General features: G+C 65.4%; 15 protein-coding genes and 4 pseudogenes. 12 read left to right on the top strand and 7 right to left on the bottom strand.

All coding sequences use genetic code 11. The features are described 5' to 3' along the window. Window positions 1-2 precede the first annotated feature (2 nt). The 9 genes from ileS to ACSJDS_RS20780 all read left to right on the top strand — a co-directional run bounded on the left by ileS (window position 3) and on the right by ACSJDS_RS20780 (window position 8,162). A complete protein-coding gene (gene ileS, locus ACSJDS_RS20820; RefSeq protein ID WP_473034889.1) occupies window positions 3-2,837 on the top strand; it encodes an isoleucine--tRNA ligase in 2,835 nt (944 codons plus the stop codon). A 25-nt stretch (window positions 2,838-2,862) separates the two neighbouring features. After that, window positions 2,863-3,351 (top strand): signal peptidase II, encoded by a 489-nt coding sequence (gene lspA / locus ACSJDS_RS20815; RefSeq protein WP_473034888.1) that lies wholly within the window; start codon window positions 2,863-2,865, stop codon window positions 3,349-3,351. A gap of 125 nt (window positions 3,352-3,476) precedes the next feature. After that, window positions 3,477-3,923, top strand: coding sequence for an FKBP-type peptidyl-prolyl cis-trans isomerase (gene fkpB / locus ACSJDS_RS20810; RefSeq protein ID WP_473034887.1), 447 nt, complete (start codon window positions 3,477-3,479; stop codon window positions 3,921-3,923). Window positions 3,924-4,009: 86 nt separating this feature from the next. After that, window positions 4,010-5,005, top strand: coding sequence for a 4-hydroxy-3-methylbut-2-enyl diphosphate reductase (gene ispH / locus ACSJDS_RS20805; protein WP_473034886.1), 996 nt, complete (start codon window positions 4,010-4,012; stop codon window positions 5,003-5,005). 174 nt (window positions 5,006-5,179) lie between these two features. After that, window positions 5,180-5,629: a type IV pilin protein gene (locus tag ACSJDS_RS20800; protein WP_473034885.1), complete on the top strand. Its 450-nt coding sequence runs from the start codon at window positions 5,180-5,182 to the stop codon at window positions 5,627-5,629. Beyond that, entirely contained in the window at window positions 5,604-6,074 is a 471-nt protein-coding gene (locus tag ACSJDS_RS20795) for a GspH/FimT family pseudopilin (protein ID WP_473034884.1), read from the top strand. Before ACSJDS_RS20800 ends, ACSJDS_RS20795 begins: the two co-directional genes overlap by 26 nt. After that, entirely contained in the window at window positions 6,071-6,475 is a 405-nt protein-coding gene (gene pilV, locus ACSJDS_RS20790) for a type IV pilus modification protein PilV (protein WP_473034883.1), read from the top strand. Before ACSJDS_RS20795 ends, pilV begins: the two co-directional genes overlap by 4 nt. Next, entirely contained in the window at window positions 6,472-6,882 is a 411-nt protein-coding gene (locus ACSJDS_RS20785) for a prepilin-type N-terminal cleavage/methylation domain-containing protein (RefSeq protein ID WP_473034882.1), read from the top strand. The genes pilV and ACSJDS_RS20785 overlap by 4 nt, the downstream gene beginning before the upstream one ends. Before the next feature lie 200 nt (window positions 6,883-7,082). Then, on the top strand, window positions 7,083-8,162 hold the full coding sequence (locus tag ACSJDS_RS20780; RefSeq protein WP_473034881.1) for a pilus assembly PilX family protein: 1,080 nt from the start codon (window positions 7,083-7,085) through the stop codon (window positions 8,160-8,162). A gap of 127 nt (window positions 8,163-8,289) precedes the next feature. Here ACSJDS_RS20780 and ACSJDS_RS20775 read toward each other — a convergent pair whose 3' ends face one another. The 5 genes and pseudogenes from ACSJDS_RS20775 to ACSJDS_RS20755 form a co-directional block, all read right to left on the bottom strand. Then, entirely contained in the window at window positions 8,290-8,841 is a 552-nt protein-coding gene (locus ACSJDS_RS20775) for a hypothetical protein (RefSeq protein ID WP_473034880.1), read from the bottom strand. Window positions 8,842-8,965: 124 nt separating this feature from the next. Then, on the bottom strand, window positions 8,966-9,088 hold the full coding sequence (locus tag ACSJDS_RS20770; protein ID WP_473034879.1) for a hypothetical protein: 123 nt from the start codon (window positions 9,086-9,088) through the stop codon (window positions 8,966-8,968). A 111-nt stretch (window positions 9,089-9,199) separates the two neighbouring features. Next, complete coding sequence (locus ACSJDS_RS20765) at window positions 9,200-10,072, bottom strand: alpha/beta-hydrolase family protein (protein ID WP_473034878.1); 873 nt, start codon at window positions 10,070-10,072, stop codon at window positions 9,200-9,202. Next, complete coding sequence (locus ACSJDS_RS20760; protein ID WP_473034877.1) at window positions 10,063-10,830, bottom strand: alpha/beta-hydrolase N-terminal domain-containing protein; 768 nt, start codon at window positions 10,828-10,830, stop codon at window positions 10,063-10,065. Before ACSJDS_RS20760 ends, ACSJDS_RS20765 begins: the two co-directional genes overlap by 10 nt. Before the next feature lie 91 nt (window positions 10,831-10,921). After that, window positions 10,922-11,796, bottom strand: a pseudogene (locus tag ACSJDS_RS20755) (LysR substrate-binding domain-containing protein). Window positions 11,797-11,894: 98 nt separating this feature from the next. On the opposite strand from ACSJDS_RS20755, the pseudogene ACSJDS_RS20750 reads away from it, so the two are divergent. Then, window positions 11,895-12,323, top strand: a pseudogene (locus ACSJDS_RS20750) (EamA family transporter); the annotation flags it as partial. Between the two features lie 530 nt (window positions 12,324-12,853). On the opposite strand, the gene ACSJDS_RS20745 reads toward ACSJDS_RS20750, so the two are convergent. Both ACSJDS_RS20745 and ACSJDS_RS20740 read right to left on the bottom strand, forming a co-directional pair. After that, entirely contained in the window at window positions 12,854-14,095 is a 1,242-nt protein-coding gene (locus ACSJDS_RS20745) for a ribonucleotide-diphosphate reductase subunit beta (RefSeq protein WP_473034876.1), read from the bottom strand. Between the two features lie 118 nt (window positions 14,096-14,213). After that, a pseudogene (locus ACSJDS_RS20740) lies at window positions 14,214-17,095 on the bottom strand (ribonucleoside-diphosphate reductase subunit alpha). A gap of 455 nt (window positions 17,096-17,550) precedes the next feature. Between ACSJDS_RS20740 and ACSJDS_RS20735 the strand changes: the two are divergent. Continuing rightward, the gene (locus ACSJDS_RS20735; RefSeq protein WP_473034875.1) at window positions 17,551-18,264 is read left to right on the top strand and encodes a winged helix-turn-helix domain-containing protein; all 714 of its coding nucleotides are present in this window, start codon (window positions 17,551-17,553) and stop codon (window positions 18,262-18,264) included. Beyond that, window positions 18,158-19,852: pseudogene (locus ACSJDS_RS20730) on the top strand (ATP-binding protein); the annotation flags it as partial. The gene ACSJDS_RS20735 and the pseudogene ACSJDS_RS20730, both read left to right, overlap by 107 nt. Between the last annotated feature and the right edge of the window lie 23 nt (window positions 19,853-19,875).

Genomic DNA, 19,875 nt, shown 5'->3' with positions numbered 1-19,875 from the left:
ATATGAGCGACTACAAGCACACACTGAACCTGCCCGAAACCGACTTCCCCATGCGCGGCATGCTGCCCAAGCGCGAGCCCGGCCGGGTGGCGCAGTGGCAGGAGCTGAAGCTCTACCAGCGCCTGCGCGAAGCGCGCCAGGGGCGGCCGACCTTCGTGCTGCACGACGGCCCTCCCTACGCCAACGGCAGCATCCATATCGGTCACGCCGTCAACAAGATCCTCAAGGACATCATCGTCAAGTCCAAGAACCTGGCCGGCTTCGACGCCCCCTACGTGCCCGGCTGGGACTGCCACGGCCTGCCCATCGAGCACAAGGTGGAGACCACCCACGGCAAGCACCTGGCCCCCGAGCGTGCCCGGGAACTGTGCCGCGAATACGCCGGTGAACAGATCCAGGGCCAGCTCCAGGACTTCGTGCGGCTGGGCGTGATCGGCGACTGGGGCAACCCCTACCGCTCCATGGACTACGCCAACGAGGCCGGCGAAATCCGCGCCCTGGCCGACATGGTCGAGGCGGGCTACGTCTTCAAGGGCCTCAAGCCGGTCAACTGGTGCTTCGACTGCGGCTCCGCCCTGGCCGAGGCCGAGGTGGAGTACGCGGACAAGAAGTCCGACGCCATCGACGTCGCTTTCCCCTGTGCCGACGAGGCCGGGCTCGCCGCCGCCTTTGGCCTGACCGAGCTCACCAAGCCGGCCGCCGTGGTGATCTGGACCACCACTCCCTGGACCATTCCCGCCAACCAGGCGCTCAACGTTCACCCCGAGTTCACCTATGCCCTGGTGGACACCGGCGAACGGCTGCTGATGCTGGCCGAGGAGCTGGTGGAGAGCTGCCTGGAGCGCTTCGGCCTGGAGGGCGAGATCATCGCCACCGCCACCGGCGAGCGCCTCGACCTATTGGAGTTCCGCCACCCCTTCTACGATCGCCGCTCGCCGGTCTATCTCGCCGACTACGTCGAGGCCGAGGTGGGCAGCACCGGCATCGTCCACTCCTCGCCGGCCTACGGCGTCGACGACTTCGTCACCTGTCGCGCCTATGGCATGGACTTCAGCGAGATCAGAAGCCCGGTGCAGGGCGACGGCGTCTACGCCGACGACCTGCCCTTCTTCGGCGGCCAGCTGATCTGGAAGGCCAACCCCCATATCGTCGACAAGCTGCGCGAGGTCGGCGCGCTGATGGCCCACAAGCCGATCACCCACAGCTACATGCACTGCTGGCGCCACAAGACCCCGGTGATCTACCGCGCCACCGCCCAGTGGTTCGTGGGCATGGACATCCCGGGCAAGGACGGCAAGACCCTGCGCGAGCGGGCGCTCGCCGGCATCGAGGCGACCCGCTTCACCCCGGGCTGGGGCCAGGCGCGGCTGCACAGCATGATCGCCAACCGCCCCGACTGGTGCATCTCCCGCCAGCGCAGCTGGGGCGTGCCGATCCCCTTCTTCCTGCACAAGACCACCGGCGAGCTGCATCCCCGCACCGTCGAGCTGATGGAGGCGGCGGCAAGCCGCGTGGAGAAGGAGGGCATCGACGCCTGGTTCCGCCTCGACCCGGCCGAGCTGCTGGGCGAGGAGGCCGCCGACTACGACAAGGTCACTGACACCCTGGACGTCTGGTTCGACTCCGGCACCACCCACCGCCACGTGCTGCGCGGCTCGCACCCCCACGGCCACGCGTCGGGCCCCCGCGCCGATCTCTACCTGGAAGGCTCCGACCAGCACCGCGGCTGGTTCCACTCCTCGCTGCTCACCGGCTGCGCCATCGACGGCCATCCGCCGTACCGCGGCCTGCTGACCCACGGCTTCACCGTGGACGCCCACGGCCGCAAGATGTCCAAGTCCATGGGCAACGTGGTGGCCCCCCAGGAGGTGATGGACAAGCTCGGTGCCGACATCCTGCGCCTGTGGGTCGCCTCCACCGACTACGGTGGCGAGATGGCGGTCTCCGACGAGATCCTCAAGCGCACCGCCGACGTCTACCGGCGCATCCGCAACACCGCGCGCTTCCTGCTGGCCAACCTCCATGGCTTCGAGCCCAGCCGCGACGCCGTGGCCTTCGGTGAGATGCTGGCGCTGGACCAGTGGGTGGTGGACCGCGCCGCCCAGCTGCAGGCGCGCATCGAGACCGCCTACGACGAATATCGCTTCCTGGACGTCTACCAGCAGGTGCACGGCTTCTGCGCCCGGGAGCTGGGCGGCTTCTACCTGGACGTGATCAAGGACCGCCAGTACACCACCCAGGCAGACTCCCTGGCCCGACGCAGCGCCCAGACCGCCCTCTATCACGTGGTGGAGGCCCTGGCCCGTTGGGTGGCGCCGATCCTCTCCTTCACCGCCGAGGAGATCTACGAGAATATCCCCGGCGAGCGCGGCGACAGCGTTCTGCTGGAGGAGTACTACGACGGCCTGGCCACCCTGCCGGAAAACGCCGAGATGGGTCGCGACTTCTGGGAGCAGGTGCTCGAGGTCAAGCAGGCGGTCAACAAGTGCCTGGAAGAGGCGCGCAACGCCAAGACCATCAAGGGCAGCCTGGCCGCCGAGGTCACCCTCTACGTGGACGACGCCCTGCAGGCGACGCTGGCCAAGCTGGGCGACGAGCTGCGCTTCGTGATGCTCACCAGCGAAGTGCGCCTGGCGCTGCTGGCCGATGGCGACGGCGCCGAGGCCACCGAGCTTGCCGGCCTGAAGGTGGCCGTGGCCGCCAGCGGCCACACCAAGTGCGAGCGCTGCTGGCACCACCGTGAGGACGTGGGCCGCCACGCCGAGCACCCCGAGCTGTGCGGGCGCTGCGTGAGTAACCTGCCGGAAGGCCCCGGCGAAGTGCGTCGCTATGCCTGAGCAGCCGCGCCCCGAGGAGGTCCCGATGAAGCGGCCGCTGCGCTGGCTGTGGCTGGCCGCGGCGGTGGTGGCGCTCGACCTCGCCACCAAGGCCCTGGCCTCGGCCCTGCTGACCTATGGCCAGCCGGTGGCGGTGCTGCCCTTCTTCAACCTGACGCTGCTGCACAACCACGGCGCCGCCTTCAGCTTCCTGGCCGACCACGGCGGCTGGCAGCGCTGGTTCTTCGCCGTGATCGCGGTGGGCGCCAGCATCGGCCTGACGGTCTGGATGAGCCGGCTCAAGGCCCACGAGAAGCTGCTGGGTGCCGCCCTGGCGCTGATCATCGGCGGGGCCCTGGGCAACCTCTACGACCGTCTGGTGCACGGCTACGTGGTGGATTTCCTCTCCTTCCACGTGGCCGGCTGGTACTACCCGGCCTTCAACGTGGCTGACATCGGCATCACCCTGGGGGCCATCGCCCTGATCTGGGAATCCATCTTCGACGGCCGCCGCAAGGCGTCCCGGCGCGGCTGAGCGCCAGGCCGCGGTGGCTTTGTAGGAGGCCGGCTCCGCCGGCGGCTCGACGCTTCGACGAATGGCGCCGATAGGCGCCTGGCGGAGCTACGAACCCATACCATCTTTAGCGAGTCCGAGATTTCATGAGCGACTATCGAATCGACGAGGGCATGGAAGTCACCCTGCACTTCACCCTCAAGCTGGAAGACGGCACCGTGGTAGACTCCACCCGCGACAAGCAGCCCGCCACCTTCCAGGTGGGCGACGGCAACCTGCCGCCGGGCTTCGAGCAGCCGCTGAAGGGCATGACCGACGGCGAGTCCGGCCGCTACGAGATCACCCCGGAGCACGCCTTCGGCCAGCACAACCCGCAGAACATGCAGCTCCTCGACCGCAGCGACTTCGAGGAGATCGAGCCCGAAGTGGGCACGGTGATGTCCTTCGCCGACCCCGCCGGCGGCGAGCTGCCCGGCGTCATCACCCGGGTCGACGACAAGCAGGTGGAGGTGGACTTCAATCACCCGCTGGCAGGGCGTACCCTGACCTTCGAGGTGGAAGTGATCGAGGTGAAGCCCGCCCAGACGCACTGAGAGCGATTGAGAAACCTCCCAGCGGCTGAGGGGCGCCGGGGGAAGGTCGCAGCGAAGGCTCCACCAGCACCGGAACACAGACACCGATGCCGAGGCATCAAGGACGCAACACCATGCAAGCTAGTTCTTTGCAGATCAAGCTGGCCAACCCCCGCGGCTTCTGCGCCGGTGTGGACCGCGCCATCGAGATCGTCAACCGCGCGCTGGACGTCTTCGGCCCGCCGATCTACGTGCGTCACGAGGTGGTCCACAACCGCTTCGTGGTCGACACCCTGCGCGAACGCGGGGCGGTGTTCGTCGAGGAGCTCGACGAGGTGCCCGACGACGTCATAGTGATCTTCTCCGCCCACGGCGTCTCCCGCGCCGTGCAGGAGGACGCCGAGCGCCGCGGCCTCAAGGTCTTCGACGCCACCTGCCCGCTGGTCACCAAGGTGCACATGGAAGTGCTGCGCTACGCCAAGCGCGGCCAGGAGTGCATCCTGATCGGTCACGCCGGCCACCCCGAGGTGGAAGGCACCATGGGCCGCTATGACACCGCCCACGGCGGGCGGATCTACCTGGTGGAAGACGAGGCCGACGTGGCGAAGCTGGAGGTCAAGGACCCTGAGCATCTCTCCTTCGTTACCCAGACCACCCTCTCCATGGACGACACCGCCAAGGTGATCGACGCCCTGCGCGCCAAGTACCCCGCCATCGACGGGCCGCGCAAGGACGACATCTGCTACGCCACCCAGAACCGCCAGGACGCGGTGCGCGAGCTGGCTGCGGGCAGCGATCTGCTGCTGGTAGTGGGCAGCCCCAACAGCTCCAACTCCAACCGCCTGCGCGAGCTGGCCGAGCGGGTGGGGACCCCGGCCTATCTGATCGACGACGCCGAGCAGATCGAACCCCGCTGGCTCGACGGGGTCAAGGTGGTGGGCATTACCGCTGGCGCCAGCGCCCCGGAGGTGCTGGTCAAGGGGGTGATCGAGCGGCTGCAGGGCCTGGGCGCCACCGCCCCGGAAGAGCTCGACGGCCGCGAGGAGACCATCACCTTCTCCATGCCCCGGGAGCTACGCGAGCGGGTGATCGCCAGCGAGTAGCCAGCCCCCTTTCGAGGATGAGAAAGCTGGCACTGGGTGAATCAGGGACGCCAGCATGACGACTGGGCAAGGATGCCGGGCGAAAGCCCGGCTTTTTTGATCTGGTGCCTGGCGAGCGCGGTTTTGATGATACATACTGAAACCTAATGTAACCAAGGCAGGGAGAAGCGCCGAGTGACGAGCACCGCCACCCGACGTCGGCCAACGGCCACCACAGGCACCTCCCGGCGCCGCGCCGCCGGCTTTACGCTGATCGAGCTGCTGATTGCCGTGGCGATCATCGGCATTTTGGCGTCGATTGCCTATCCGAGTTATACGGGGTATGTAGAGCGCTCCAACCTGGCAGAGGGAAAATCGATGCTGATGGATGCTGCTTCTCAAATGGAGAGGTGTTATACCGATAATTATAGCTATGCATCTTGCTCTGTGAGTGTCAGTGGCTCGTCAGATAGTGCCTATTCAGTTAGTTCGCCTAGTGTGAGTAATAATGGAGCAAGCTATAGGCTTACTGCTTCTGTAAAATCTGGCAAGCGCTATCCATCTGGCTGCGGTTCTGTATGGGTGGATAGCTCTGGAAACCTAGGTTCCGGAACGGGTGATGATGACCCGGGCGATTGTTGGTGATCTCGTGAAAATTTCGGGTTTTACGCTAATTGAGTTGCTGGTCACCATTGCCGTCATGGCAATTATTGCGACTATTGCGGTGCCAGGCTTTCAAAGTATGATGGCCAATAATCGTCTGGCCAGTGACTATAACGAGATTTTGTCTGGTTTGAACTATGCGCGAAGTGAAGCGATAAAGCGGCGACAGAACGTCTCCTTTGAGCTCATGGCGAGCTCGCCGTGGGAGTACCGTGTCTACGTCACGGACGACGGCAGCGATAATGCGATACGCGTGCGCCAAGCCAGGAGAGGGGCGGTGAGCGTCTCGGATGACAATATTATCGAATTCAATCGCTTGGGACGGATCGCCGAGAGTTCGGACTGTGACAGCGGCTGTACATTGACGATTGATAGCAAGAGCATTCAGATCAGTGGCTTTGGTCGAATTGGTCGGGGTGGCTCATGATGGCGAATCGGCAACGCGGTTTTACGCTAATAGAAGCGCTGGTAGCCCTGTTGGTCCTCTCCATCGGCCTGCTGGGCGTGGCTGCCATGCAGCTCAAGGCGCTGCAGAGTGCGCATGCCGGGTATCAGCGGGCTGCCGCGTCTCTTGCAGCGCAAGATGCCGTTGAGCTGCTGTGGGCGGCATACGAAAACGGGCAGTGCCATGAACTGGATGGTAACGATGAAGCGGCCTGGGAGGCTCGGTGGAAAGCACTTATTCCTGGCCTGAATCCTGATGTGTCAGATGATGATAGTAATAGTTGTGTCTTTACTGTCACCCTGAAATGGTCTGATTCTCGCCTTGATGGTGGTGATGAGCAGACGTTCAGCTATACGACACGGCTGCCAGGGAGTGGGCCATGAAGGCTGCAATAAGTCGCTCTCAGGGCTTTTCCTTGGTCGAGTTGATGGTGGCTCTTGTGATAGGGCTTGTCATTATTCTTGGTGCCGGGCAGCTATTTCTTACGGGGTTTCAAAATTTTAGAAAGATAGAAGGGCTGAGTGATAGGCAAGCAGTCTTGACCATTATGTCTGAGTTTCTGATGCGCGATATTCGGCGTGCGGACCTTTCACATCCTACTTGTGCTCCCAATGGGGATCTGGAGCTCTGGGTTGGCGATGCGTGTCATATCTACACAGTTGATGAATCAGGGACGTTGAGGCTGAGTGTAGATGGCGATAATCAGCCAGTGGCAGACGGTGTGGAAAGCTTCGACCCTCGTCGGGGAGGTCAAGGTGATTGTGAGGGGAAGAAGGTTATTTTTGTATAGATATAAGCTTAAGTGACGGCATAGCGTTGCGCTTTCATGCCATGAACCGCACCAAGGCTGTTGGTGGCAACGGCGGCGATGGCGGCGATGGCGGCGATGGCGGCGATGACTCCCCTGTATGCGATGGTCCTCCTTGGCCAGGTGGAAAGCCAGCAGGGTGCTAGTTAATTCGCGTGTTAAGCATGCGTAGCGAGGAAGTTATGAAAAAGCAAAAAGGCGCAGCATTGATTGTCGTTTTGTCGATGCTGATCATGTCGCTGATGCTCGGCCTTTCCGGCATGCAGTCTTCGCTGATTGATGAACGGCTGGCGGGGAATTATAAGGCTCAGTCTGAGGCGCAGATGGGGGCTGAGAAGGCAGCCTCAGCGGGGCTGGAGGCTTTTTTTTCTAGTGACTTTGATAATGGCTGGGTTGATATTTCAGGCTTTTCTGTTTCTAATGTGAAGAATCTGGGTTGGGGTGATTTTAAAAATAGCGGTGAGGATGGTGGTTGCTCGTCTCCTGTGAGTTGCTATTATTTATATATTGAGGATGGCGGCGATAGATATGTTGTGTCTATGGGAGGGGTTGGGGATGGAGACGTTGTTTCGATAAGTGAGGTTGTTGCTGTTTTGGTCGGAAGTTCTGGAATGGAGTCATTATTCCGTGGCGCTGGCTTGCTCGCAGGTGAGGATATAGATATTAACGGGGCTTCCGTGTTTAATGGTAGTATGCATGCAAATGGGCAGCTGGATATAAGTGGAGCGTATGTTCAGAAGAATGAAGATGCTACCATGACCTCTGGTTTTGAGGTTGATATACCCGAAGTGGATTTTTCGCCCTATTTTGATAATTACGATGTGGTGGAGCTTGAGGTGGTTTCGGGAAATGGTAACAATCCTGATTATTGTGATTTTGATTATGGTGGCGACCTCTCTGGCGCCGTGTTTTATTGTTCGGCCAATATAAATATGGGTTCTTCATCTTCGTTTAGTAATGCAGTGCTGTTATCAGAGGGGGACGTTGAACAGAATGGGGCAATTCATCAGGGAGAGGATGGTGTCGATACTGCGATTCTGGCAAAAGGTGATATAAGGTTTAACGGGGCAAGTGTGGTCTATGGTTGGTTTCTTTCCGGGGGGGATGTAAGGCAGAATGGCAGCTCAATATTGAATGGCTCTATTGTTGCGCACGGAACGATAAGAAGAAATGGGGGGATGGTTTTTAATCATGTTGATGAGGGGAGTGTAGAACTTCCCGGGACAGAGGGCGGAGGAAAAAAAATTATATCTTGGAAGTGACTGCTTTTGTCGGTAGGCTGTATTTTAATGGTCTATGATGAAATGGCGATAAAGAATAGCAAGCTAGGATATGGGTTATGTTGTTATGGTTTGATAATTATTCATGGTCTTTCTCATCCAATGGCCCTCATGATCCATCCTCTCGCCAACCCTTGTGGGCTTCCCTTCGCCTGCGCTGTGCCTCCTCGATAGCGGCATCCAGATCCCTGTTGGGATCTTCCAGCGCATCCATCGGGCGAAAGGCGACTTTCCCAGGGGGAGCCGCATCCTGGCGCACGTTGCGTTGAATATGCGATACATCTTCTCGACTGACCAGGGCGGGTGAGCCGCCCGCGGGGTTGGGTTCCGCCACCAAGGGCCCGTCGAATGCCCAGGCCCGCTGAGGCACATGGGAGACCGACCAGTGAAGCCCCTGCCACTCTGCGGCATTGCCGCCATCCAGCAGTCGTAGCGCGTCAATGGGGACAACGGCAGCGAGCCGGCAGGTGTTGATCACGATGCCGGTATCGACGATGCGGATTCCCCCTTCGAAACGGCCTGCACTCAGGGCTTCGCGCACTTTACGGGGCTTCTGGCCCGATTCCAGAATGCCTTGCCCGCAAAGGTGCATAACCGCATCGTCGATCTGCTTGATCGCCCAAGCTCTAATCGGCCGCCTGCCGATGAGTCTGTCAAGCATTGAAACGTCCTTTTCTCAAGAGGGCTCCTACTCCTGGGGCCCGTAGCTTAGCACGCAGGTAGGGGTGGGACTGGCAAGAATAGGGCTTAGGGGGACAAGGGGTGGCAACGTCTGGGACAACCTATCACTCCCCCTTATCAGGCTCCCGATAATGCCCGGGCACCTTGACTCTCTCACCGCTGGGCAGCTGCCGGAAATAGGTGGGCACATAGACCCGCTTGATGACGCTCCTGCGCTGCTCGCTCATGGCCGTTCCTCCTTGTCCTTCCATGTGTCTTCAACATAAGCCTCCGACGGCAGGGTGAGCAACCGCTCGCCGGTGGGCGCCTTATTTGGCGCGGCTCGCCGGGCCGGTCCGTCAGGGGGCGAAGCGTTCTCGTAGCCTGTCCAGGTCGTCCTCGCTCCAGCCATCGGGTTCCGTCAGCGCCAGCCAGGCGTCGATATAGTGCTCGGCGGCGATCTCGTGGCCGTAGCCCGGCGGGGCGCGGCCGATGGCCAGGTCGGCCAGCAGCTGCAGCAGCGTGACTACCGGGTACCAGCGCAGCGCCTCGGAGACATCCGGGCCCCGGGGCTCGCGCATCCAGTCCGGCTCCCGATAGAGCGCCCGGGGCTCGAAGAAGGTAATCGGGTCGCTGGCATACTGCAGGTAGGCGATGCGAAACGCTCCCCACTCGCCCTCCGGCGCCTCCAGCCCCTGATACTGGTTCATGAAGCGCACCACCGAGCCGTCGCGGAAGCGCGGCAGCCAGGCCGGCGAGCCCGGTTCGCGGTCCCGGGTGACATTGCGCCAGGTGGCGCTGCGAAACGGCGGGCCGCTCCACAGCGCTCCGTGGAAGGGGTCGTCGATGATGTCGTAGAGGTCGAAGGAGAGATCCGAATTGAGCGAGCCCAGGCTCAGCCCATGCAGGTAGAGCCGCGGGCGCTCCTCCTCGGGCAGCGTGGTCCAGTGGCCGTAGACGGCCTCGAACAGCGCCCGGGCGCTTTCCACGCCGTAGTCGCCCTCCACCACCAGCGACAGGTGGCTGGGCAGGTAGGAGTACTGGGCGGTGACGGTGGCGATATCGCCGCGGTGGAGGTATTCCAGGGTGTCCTGGGCGCGGGGGTCGAGCCAGCCGCGCCCGGTGGGCGTGGCCAGCAGCAGCACGTTGCGCTCGAAGCCGCCCACCCGCTTGAGCTCCTCCAGGGCCAGCTCGGCCCGCGCCTCGGCGCTCTCGGCGGCGTTCAGGCCCACATAGACGCGAATCGGCGCCGATGCCGGTTCGCCGAGAAGTCGCTCAGCGTCTCGGCCGAGGGCGTGCGGGAGACGAAGCGCCGCCCGCGGCTGCCCAGCGCCTCCCAGCTCACCAGCGACTCGGCGCTGCCGGTGGTCATCGGGTCAGCGGGCGGCGCCAGGTCGTCCTGCATTAGCTCGTCGACCTGCTGGTAGGAGGTGTCGGCGGCGCGCAAGGCGAGGGTGAAGACGATGCCGTCGATCACCGACCAGAACAGCGCCGCCGCCGCCACCACGCCGATGACGTTGGAGACCCGGCGCGGGATATGGCGCTGCAGCCGAGCGGAGAGAAAGTGGAAGGTGCGCCGGAAGAGCCTCGCCAGCAGCAGCAGGGCGGAGAAGACCAGCAGGGAGAGCAGGGCGATGGTCAGGGGACGAATGCCGCGCACCTCGTCCATGCCCATCAGCTCGCGCACCGAGTTCTGCCAGGCGGAGGCCTGCCATAGGAAGGCGACGGCGATCAGCCCGCAGAGCAGGGCGGCCACCCAGGTGACGATGCGGCCAAGGCGTGGCCCCGGCTCCGGCAGATGGAGATAGGCCCACACCCAGTGGCCGGCCACCCCCAGCGCATAGCCGGCAGTGAAGGACAGCCCCGAGACGACCCCCTGGGCGTAGAGCGGGCGTGGCAGCAGGCTCGGGGTGAGGGAGGCGGCGAATAGCAGCGTGCCGAGCAGCAGCCCGACCGTGGAGAAGGTCGCGAATTGCCTGAGTCCTTGCATGGCGATGCCTCTCCTGGCGGCCTGGGGTAGACGGTGGGGGTTCTGAGAAAAGGCTACCGAGTCAGCACGGGGCCGTCCAATCGGCGCCGCCTCAGTTGCCGGCGGGGCCCTGGGGCGCGAGCTGCTCCGCGATCAGCTCGGCCAGGCAGCGGGCCGGCGCCGTCGGGCGCCCCGGGGCCCTGTGCAGCGCTAGCTCGATGGCGGGTAGCGCCGGCAGTCCGCTGCTCTCGTCCAGGGCCCGCAGCGCGGGCGTGAGCATGTTGCGGGTCACCACCACGACCGCCAGGCCGGCCGTCACGATGGGGGCAAGGCCGGTCATCGACTGGCTGGTGAAGGCGAGCCGCCAGTCGCGGCCTGCGGCCGCCAGGGCGCCTTCCGCCACCTCGCGGAAGAGATCCGCGCCGGGGAGTAGAGCGCCAGGGGGAGGGGATCGCTGAGCGACGGCTGCTGATGCAGGCCCACCGCCCACACCAGAGGCTCGCGGCGCACCACCGTTCCTCCCGGGGAGTGGCGCTGGCGCGTGACCAGGGCCAGGTCCAGCTCGCCGGCCCGCACCTGCTGGACCAGGGTGGCGCTGGTGTTGCAGGCCACCTGGAGCCGCACCGCCGGGTAGAGCTGGTGGAAATAGGAGAAGACCGAGGAGAGCAGCGAGGCGTAGTCCTCGGGGATGCCCAGGCTAAGGCTGCCGGCGACCTGGCGCTGCTGCATGTCGCTCCAGGCCGCGTCGTTGAGCGCCAGCAGCCGGCGGGCATGGCCCAGCAGCCGCTCCCCCTCGGCGGTGAAGCGCAGGCGGCGGCCGTCGCGCTCATGCAGCGCCACCCCCAGGGAGGCCTCCAGCCGGTGGAGCTGCATGCTCACCGTGGACTGGGTGTAGGCCAGTCGCTGGGCGGCGGCGGTCACGGTGCCGGTGTCGGCGATCGCCACCAGGGTGCGCAGCAGGTTCAGGTCCAGGGTGCGCTGTCGCATACATCACCAAGATTGATGAATCGCATCATGAAAGATCGATATTGTGATGATTCTGCCCCGGTTACCCTGCTGCCGTCATCCCCGGACAGGAGTTAGCCATGTCGACCCTCACGCATGCCCCCCATCGTCCCCTGCTGGGCAGCGTGGCCGCGGCATTGCCGGCCATTCTGCTGTGGAGCCTGGCGCCGCTGCTGGTGGAGGCCGCCGGCAGCCTGCCGCCTCTGCGTTTGAGTGCGCTGGCGCTGGTGGCGGGGGCGCTGGCCACGGCGACCCTGGGGCCGCGCCGCCCCAGCGTACCGGCGCCGCTTTCCTCCGCCTGGCGGCTGGCGCTCTTCGCCCTGGTGCCGCTGCTGATGGTGGGGGCGGTGGGCGCCTACCTGGCCGGCCTGGGCATGGCGCCCACCGCCGAGGCGGCGCTGATCACCTATACTTGGCCGGTGCTGTTCGTGGTCATCAGCCAGTGGTTTGCTCAGGGGCGTGTCACCCTCTCGGCGCTGGGCGGCGCCGCCGTGGCCTTTGCCGGCGGTGCGCTGCTGCTGGCCCCCCAGGCCCTGGCGGGCGGGATGTCGGGAGAGCTGGCGGGCTATGCGCTGGCGCTGCTGGCGGGATGCTGCTGGGCGCTCTACTCCTGGCTCTGCCAGGCGGCGCCGGTGGCCCTCACCGCGCTGATGCCGCGGCTCTTCCTGGCGGCCGGTGGCCTGGCCGCGCTGCTCAGCCTGGCGCTGGAGGGAGTGGGAGGCCTGCCCGCCGGCCAGGCGCTGCTGGCCGGTGTGGCGCTGGGCGCGGGGCCCTACGGGGTGGCCATGGTGTGCTGGGACAGGGCGCTGCGTCTCGGCCACCCCGGCCTGGTGGGCAGCCTCGCCTATGGGGTGCCGGTGTTTGCCGCGCTGTTCATGGTGATGGCCGGTGTCGCCACCCTGGACTGGCGGCTGCCGGCGGCCGCCGCCCTGGTGGTGGCCGGCTGCGCGGTGTCGGGGTGGTCGCCCGGGGGCGGCAGAACGCCCAGGGCCGGCACCCGAGGATGCCGGCCCTGTCGAAAGGTCGCCGCAGGCCGAGTTCAGTCCCAGCTCAGCGCGCCGCCCACCTGGTACTCGGTGACCCGAGTCTCGAAGAAGTTCTTCTCCTTGCGCAGGTCGATGATCTCGCTCATCCAGGGGAAGGGGTTCTGGGCGCCGGGGAACTGCTCCTTGAGGCCGATCTGGGCCAGGCGGCGGTTGCAGATGAAATGGAGATACTCCTCCATGATCGCCGCGTTCATGCCCAGCACGCCCCGGGGCATGGTGTCCCGGGCGTAGGCGATCTCCAGCTCGGTGCCCTCCAGAATCATCTGGGTCACTTCGTCCTGGAACTCGGCCGTCCAGAGGTGCGGGTTCTCGATCTTGATCTGGTTGATCATGTCCACGCCGAAGTTCAGGTGCATGGACTCGTCGCGCAGGATGTACTGGAACTGCTCGGCCACGCCGGTCATCTTGTTGCGCCGCCCCATGGAGAGGATCTGGCTGAAGCCGCAGTAGAAGAAGATCCCTTCGGTGACGCAGTAGAAGGCCACCAGGTTGCGCAGCAGCTCCTGGTCGGTCTCCGGGGTGCCGGTCTGGAAGTCCGGGCGCGCCAGGGACTGGGTGTGCTTGAGGCTCCAGGCCGACTTGGCGGCCACCGAGGGCACCTCGCGGTACATGTTGAAGACCTCGCCCTCGTCCATGCCCAGCGACTCCACGCAGTACTGGTAGGCGTGGGTGTGGATCGCCTCCTCGAAGGCCTGGCGCAGCAGGTACTGGCGGCACTCGGGGTTGGTGATCAGCCGATAGAGGGCCAGCACCAGGTTGTTGGCCACCAGCGAATCCGCAGTGGAGAAGTAGCCCAGGCTGCGCTCGACGATGCGCCGCTCGTCGGCGGTCAGGCCATCCTGGCTCTTCCACAGGGCGATGTCGGCGTTCATGTTCACTTCCTGGGGCATCCAGTGGTTGGCGCTGCCGTCCAGGTACTTCTGCCAGGCCCACTCATACTTGAAGGGCACCAGCTGGTTGAGGTCGGCGCGGGCGTTGATCATCTGCTTGTCGTCGACCTCGATGCGCGCCGCGCCCATCTCCAGCTCTTCCAGGCCCGCGGCCACGTCGAGCTCCTCCAGGGACCGACGGGCACGCTCGAGACGGTCGCCCTCGGCCACCCGGTAGCTGCCGCTGGATTCCGCCACCGTATCGCTCGCGGCCTTGGCGGGTTGCGGCTTGGCGGCCGGCGCGGCCTTGGCCGGCTGCTCGGCGACGGGGGTATCGTCTTCGTGGAACTCGTCCCAGTTCAGCATTTCATTTTCCCTCAGATATATGACTCGTTTCAGGCTCCGCCGGGGCGCCTGCGGCGCCAGTCGCGACGGGGACCGGCGTCCTACAGGTGCGGCCTCCCGGCGGTGTTGCCTGCGGCGCTTACTGGCACGCTTCGCAGCCCAGCTCGTCGATATCGCTCGCCGAGGGGGCCCGGGAGCCGCTGCCGCTCTTGCCGGTGAGGAAGTCCTCGATGCCGCGGGGCTCTCTACCGGGCGCTGAGGGCTCCGGCTTGCCGGCAGGCTCGGCGGGCGTGGCGGCCGGCGCGCTGCCGCTGCTCACGGCGTTGAGCGTGCCGCGGTCCACGGTGGACTTCTCCACTGCCGTGGCGCCCAGGGCGCGCAGGTAGTAGGTGGTCTTGAGGCCGCGGAACCAGGCCATGCGGTAGGTCACGTCCAGCTTCTTGCCGGAAACGCCCTTGATGTAGAGGTTCAGCGACTGCGCCTGGTCGATCCACTTCTGACGGCGCGCGGCGGCCTCCACCAGCCACTTGGGCTCCACCTCGAAGGCGGTGGCGTACTTGGCCTTGAGGTCCTCGGGCACCCGGTCGATGGGCTGCACGCTGCCGTCGTAGTACTTGAGGTCGTTGATCATCACCTCGTCCCACAGGCCGCGGGCCTTGAGGTCGGCCACCATGGCGGCGTTGACCACGGTGAACTCCCCTGAGAGGTTCGATTTGACGAACAGGTTCTGGTAGGTCGGCTCGATGGACTGGGTCACGCCGCAGATGTTGGAGATGGTCGCCGTCGGGGCGATGGCCATCACGTTGGAGTTGCGCATGCCCTGCTCGGCGATCTTGTGACGCAGGCGGCCCCACGCCTGGGTGGTGCTGGTGTCCACTTCCAGGTAGTCGGCGCCGCGCTCGACCTTGAGCTTCTCCAGGGAGTCGATGGGCAGCACGCCCTGGCTCCACAGCGAGCCATCGAAGCTCGCGTAGCGGCCGCGCTCGGCGGCGAGATCGCTGGAGGCCTCGATGGCGTGGTAGCTGACCAGCTCCATGGAGCGGTCGGCGAACGCCACCGCCGCGTCAGAGGCGTAGGCGATGTCCTGGGCGTAGAGGGCGTCCTGGAAGCCCATGATGCCCAGCCCCACCGGGCGGTGCTTGAGGTTGGAGCGCTCGGCCTGGGGCACCGCGTAGTAGTTGATGTCGATGACGTTGTCGAGCATGCGCACGGCGGTACGCACGGTGCGCTTGAGCTTGTCGCCGTCGAGCTCGCCGTCCACCACGTGGGCCGCCAGGTTCACCGAGCCCAGGTTGCACACCGCGATCTCGTCGACGCTGGTGTTCAGGGTGATCTCGGTGCACAGGTTGGAGGAGTGCACCACCCCGGCGTGCTGCTGGGGACTGCGCAGGTTGCAGGGGTCCTTGAAGGTGATCCAGGGGTGGCCGGTCTCGAAGAGCATCGAGAGCATCTTGCGCCACAGGTCTTTGGCCCGCACCCGCTTGTAGAGCTTGAGCTGACCGGTGTGGGTCATCGCCTCGTACTCGGCATAGCGCTGCTCGAAGGCGGCGCCGTAGAGGTCGTGGAGGTCGGGGCAGGTGGAGGGCGAGAAGAGCGTCCACTCCTTGTCGTCGAAGACCCGCTTCATGAACAGGTCCGGCACCCAGTTGGCGGTGTTCATGTCGTGGGTGCGGCGGCGGTCGTCGCCGGTGTTCTTGCGCAGCTCCAGGAACTCCTCGATGTCCAGGTGCCAGGTCTCCAGGTAGGCGCACACCGCGCCCTTGCGCTTGCCGCCCTGGTTCACCGCCACGGCGGTGTCGTTGACCACCTTGAGAAACGGCACTACGCCCTGGCTCTTGCCGTTGGTGCCCTTGATGTAGGAGCCCAGCGCCCGCACCGGCGTCCAGTCGTTACCGAGCCCCCGGCCCACTTGGAGAGCAGGGCGTTGTCGCGGATGGCGCTGTAGATGCCGTCCAGATCGTCGGGCACCGAGGTCAGGTAGCAGGAGGAGAGTTGGCTTCTCACCGTGCCGGCGTTGAACAGCGTCGGGGTGGAGGCCATGTAGTCGAAGCGCGAGAGCAGCTCGTAGAACTCGATGGCGCGCGCTTCGCGATCATCCTCGTTGAGCGCCAGCCCCATCGCCACGCGCATGAACATCACCTGGGGCAGTTCGTAGCGCACCTCGTCCCGGTGGATGAAGTAGCGGTCGTAGAGGGTCTGCAGCCCCAGGTAGGTGAAGGCGTTGTCGCGGGTGTGATCCAGGGCCTCGCCCAGCCGCGCCAGGTCGAACTCGGCGAGCCGCGGGTCGAGCTGCTCGAACTCGATGCCCTTGGCCACGTAGGCCTCGAAGGCCGGCTTGTAGAGCTCGGCCATGTCGCCGAAGGTGGCCTCCTCGGCGATACCCAGGAAGGAGAGGGCCTCGCGGCGCAGGTTGTCCTGCAGCAGCCGCGCGGTGACGTAGGTGTAGTCCGGCTCCTTCTCCACCAGGGTGCGGGCGGTCATCATCAGCGCCTGGGAGACGCCGTCAACGGTGACGCCGTCGTAGAGGTTCTTCAGCGAGTCCTCGACGATCTTGTCCGGGTCGACGTTGGCGAGCCCCGCACAGGCGTCCTGCACCAGGGTCTCGATGCGGCCCAGGTCCAACGGGCGCGCCGTGCCGTCGGTCAGGGTGACGTTGAGGGTGGGGTGGGGCTTGGCGATGTCTTCATTGGCGGCGCGGGCCCGGGCGTGGGCTTCGCGGTAGAGCACGTAGGCGCGGGCGACCTTCTGCTCGCCGGCGCGCATCAGCGCCAGTTCCACCTGGTCCTGGATGTCCTCGATGTGCACGGTGCCGCCGTCGGGCATGCGGCGCTGGAAAGTATCGGCGATGCCGCGGGACGCCTCGGCAACGAAGTCGCGCACCCGCGAGGAGGCGGCGGCGTTGTCGCCCTCCACGGCGATGAAGGCCTTGGACATGGCCACGGCGATCTTGTCGACGTCGAAGGCCACCACGTCGCCGGTGCGCTTGATGACGCGCAGGGTTCGCGGGGCGGTGACCGACAGGTCGGGGCGTCGGGGGAGTGGAGTGTTTCCATGGGAGTCAGTCCCTTCCTCTTGGGTTGGGCTAGGCGCTGTCTGGCCATCGCACGTCGACGCTTCAGGCAGAGCCTACATCAGGGAAAGATGGGCATTGACAGTCGCGCTGTCGGTTGTTAGGCGCACATCATCTTGTGGTTCATGTGTCAGTGGGCACAAGATAGTGTGTGTTTTGCCCCTCATCAAGTGGATAAGCTGTGGGTGAGCTGTGCAGCATCCGGTCGCCCCTGTGGGCAAGCCTCGCGGGCCCGGCATGAAGCCCGCTGCGACGCGCCTGCCGGCCGACGCCCGGGGCGGGCATTTTGGTCAATGAGATGCGCTCCGGGCAGGCGAAAGGGCGCTTTTCGGGTATCCTTTATAGAATGATGACGGGATGTAACGTCCCGATTACTTAACGATGGCCCAGTTCGGGGATGGAGAGGATGGACGACAACCTGGAACAGAGCGACAGGGAGCATGTGCTGATCATCGAGGATGACGAGCGGCTTGCCGGGCTGACCCGCGACTACCTGGAGAGCAACGGTTTCCGGGTCACGGTTGAGGCCAACGGCGCCCGTGGCGTCGATCAGATCCTGGCCCTGCAGCCGGACCTGGTGATTCTCGACCTGATGCTGCCCGGTGAGGATGGCCTGTCGATCTGTCGCCGCGCCCGGCCCAGCTACGCCGGCCCGATCCTGATGCTCACCGCCCGCACCGACGACATGGACCAGGTGTTGGGGCTGGAGATGGGCGCCGACGACTATGTGCCCAAGCCGGTGCAGCCGCGGGTGCTGCTGGCGCGCATGCGCGCTCTGCTGCGCCGCACCGATGTGGCCGAGCCCAGCGGCGACGCACGCCTGAGCTTCGGCAACCTGGAGATCGACAGTGCCACCCGGGAGGCCTGGCTCGCCGGCGAGCGCATCGACCTGACCAGCGCCGAGTTCGACCTGTTGTGGCTGCTGGCCAGCAACGCCGGCCGGGTGCTGACCCGCGAAGAGATCTTCAGCGATCTGCGCGGCATCAAGTATGACGGTCAGGATCGCTCCATCGATGTCCGGGTCTCGCGGATCCGCCCCAAGATCGGCGACGACCCCAACCATCCCCACCGGATCAAGACGGTGCGCAGCAAGGGGTACCTGTTCGTCAAGGACGGTTGAGCCCATGCAGCGATTCCTGGCAGACGGCTCCTTCCTGCGCGTCTACCTGGCGCTGGCGCTGGCGCTGCTGCTCAGCGGCGGCCTGGCGGTGGCGAGCTTCCTGATGGTCGACCACGTGCGCCGCGAGCACTATCACGAGCAGCTGGCGCTGGCACCCATGGCGCTGCTCACCGCGCAGGTGGCGGAGCTGCCCGCCGAGCTGCGCGACCCCTGGCTGGTCGAGCAGCAGGAGCGCCTGGATATCCGCTTCTCGCTGCACGACATCGGCGCCTACCCCTTGAACTACTTCGAACGCTCGCGGCTTGCGGCCGGGCGCACCCTGGTCAGCCGCGAGGGGGAGCAGGGCTGGCAGCTCTATCGCCAGCTGCCCGACGAGCCGCTGGTCTTGAGAGCCAACCTGGCCAGCCTCGGCGAGCATCAGCTGCTGGGGCTGGCGGAGATGCTCGGCGACTGGCTGGCTAGCGTGCAGGGGGAGAAACGCCGGGAGCGGCTGGACATGCTGCAGAGCTCGGCGATTCCGCTGATGCTCAGCGACGACCCGCCCGATGGCCTGGACAGCGCGCAGCTCGAGCGGCTCTACGACGCCGAGGTGGTGATCCGCCTGCTGCCCCAGCGCTGGGCGATGTCGCTCTACCTTCGCCTGCCCACCGCCACCGGCGGCCTGCAGTGGGTCGAGGTGGGGCCGCTGCACGCCTTCGAGCCGATGCCGCTGACCCTGTCGCTGCTGCTGGCGGTGATCATCCTGCTGGGCCTGGCCGGCGCCATTTACCTGATCGTGCGAGGCGTGGAGGCGCGCCTGGCGCGGCTGGAGCTGGCCGCCGAGCGCATCGCTGGCGGGCGCCTGGATACCCGGGTCAAGGTCGACGGCGGCGGCTTCATGGGTCGGGTCGGCATGGCCTTCAATGCCATGGCGGTTCAGGTGCAGTCGCTGCTGCGCGCCCAGCAGGAGATGATCCGCGCGGTCTCCCACGAGCTGCGCACCCCGGTGGCGCGCATCCGCTTCGCCATGCAGATGGTCGAGGACATGAGCGACGACCCGGCGGTGCATCGCCAGCTACAGGGCATCGATGGCGATATCGAGGAGCTCGACCACCTGATCGACGAGATCCTCACCTACGCCCGGCTCGACAGTGGCATCGCCAACGGCGCCGAGCTGCAGCGCAGCCCGGTGGAGTGCCGGGCCCTGGCCCGGCGGGTCATCGAGACGCTGGCGCCGCTGCACGCCCAGCTGCGCCTCGAGCTGGCCCCCGGCGAGGAAGCCGAGATCCTGGCGGAGCCGCGCTACCTGCAGCGAGCGCTGCAGAACCTGGTGGCCAATGCCTGCCGCCACGCCCGGTCGCGGGTGCTGGTGCGCATCACCGTGGAGCGTCGGGTAGTGCGCTTCGACGTCGAGGATGACGGCCCCGGGGTGCCGGAAAGCGAACGCCAGGCCATCTTCAAGCCCTTCGCCCGCCTCGACGACAGCCGCACCCGCCAGTCGGGCGGCTACGGGCTCGGGCTCTCCATCGTCGAGCGCATCATGGCCTGGCACGGCGGCAGTGCCCTGGTCGACGACAGCGAGGCGCTGGGCGGCGGGCGCTTCTCGCTGCTGCTGCCCAGCCGGTCCCCACT

The organism is Halomonas sp. SL18_1 (assembly GCF_055755715.1).
The sequence above is the reverse complement of the archived record's forward strand: the minus strand, read 5'-3'. Positions and strand labels throughout refer to the sequence as shown.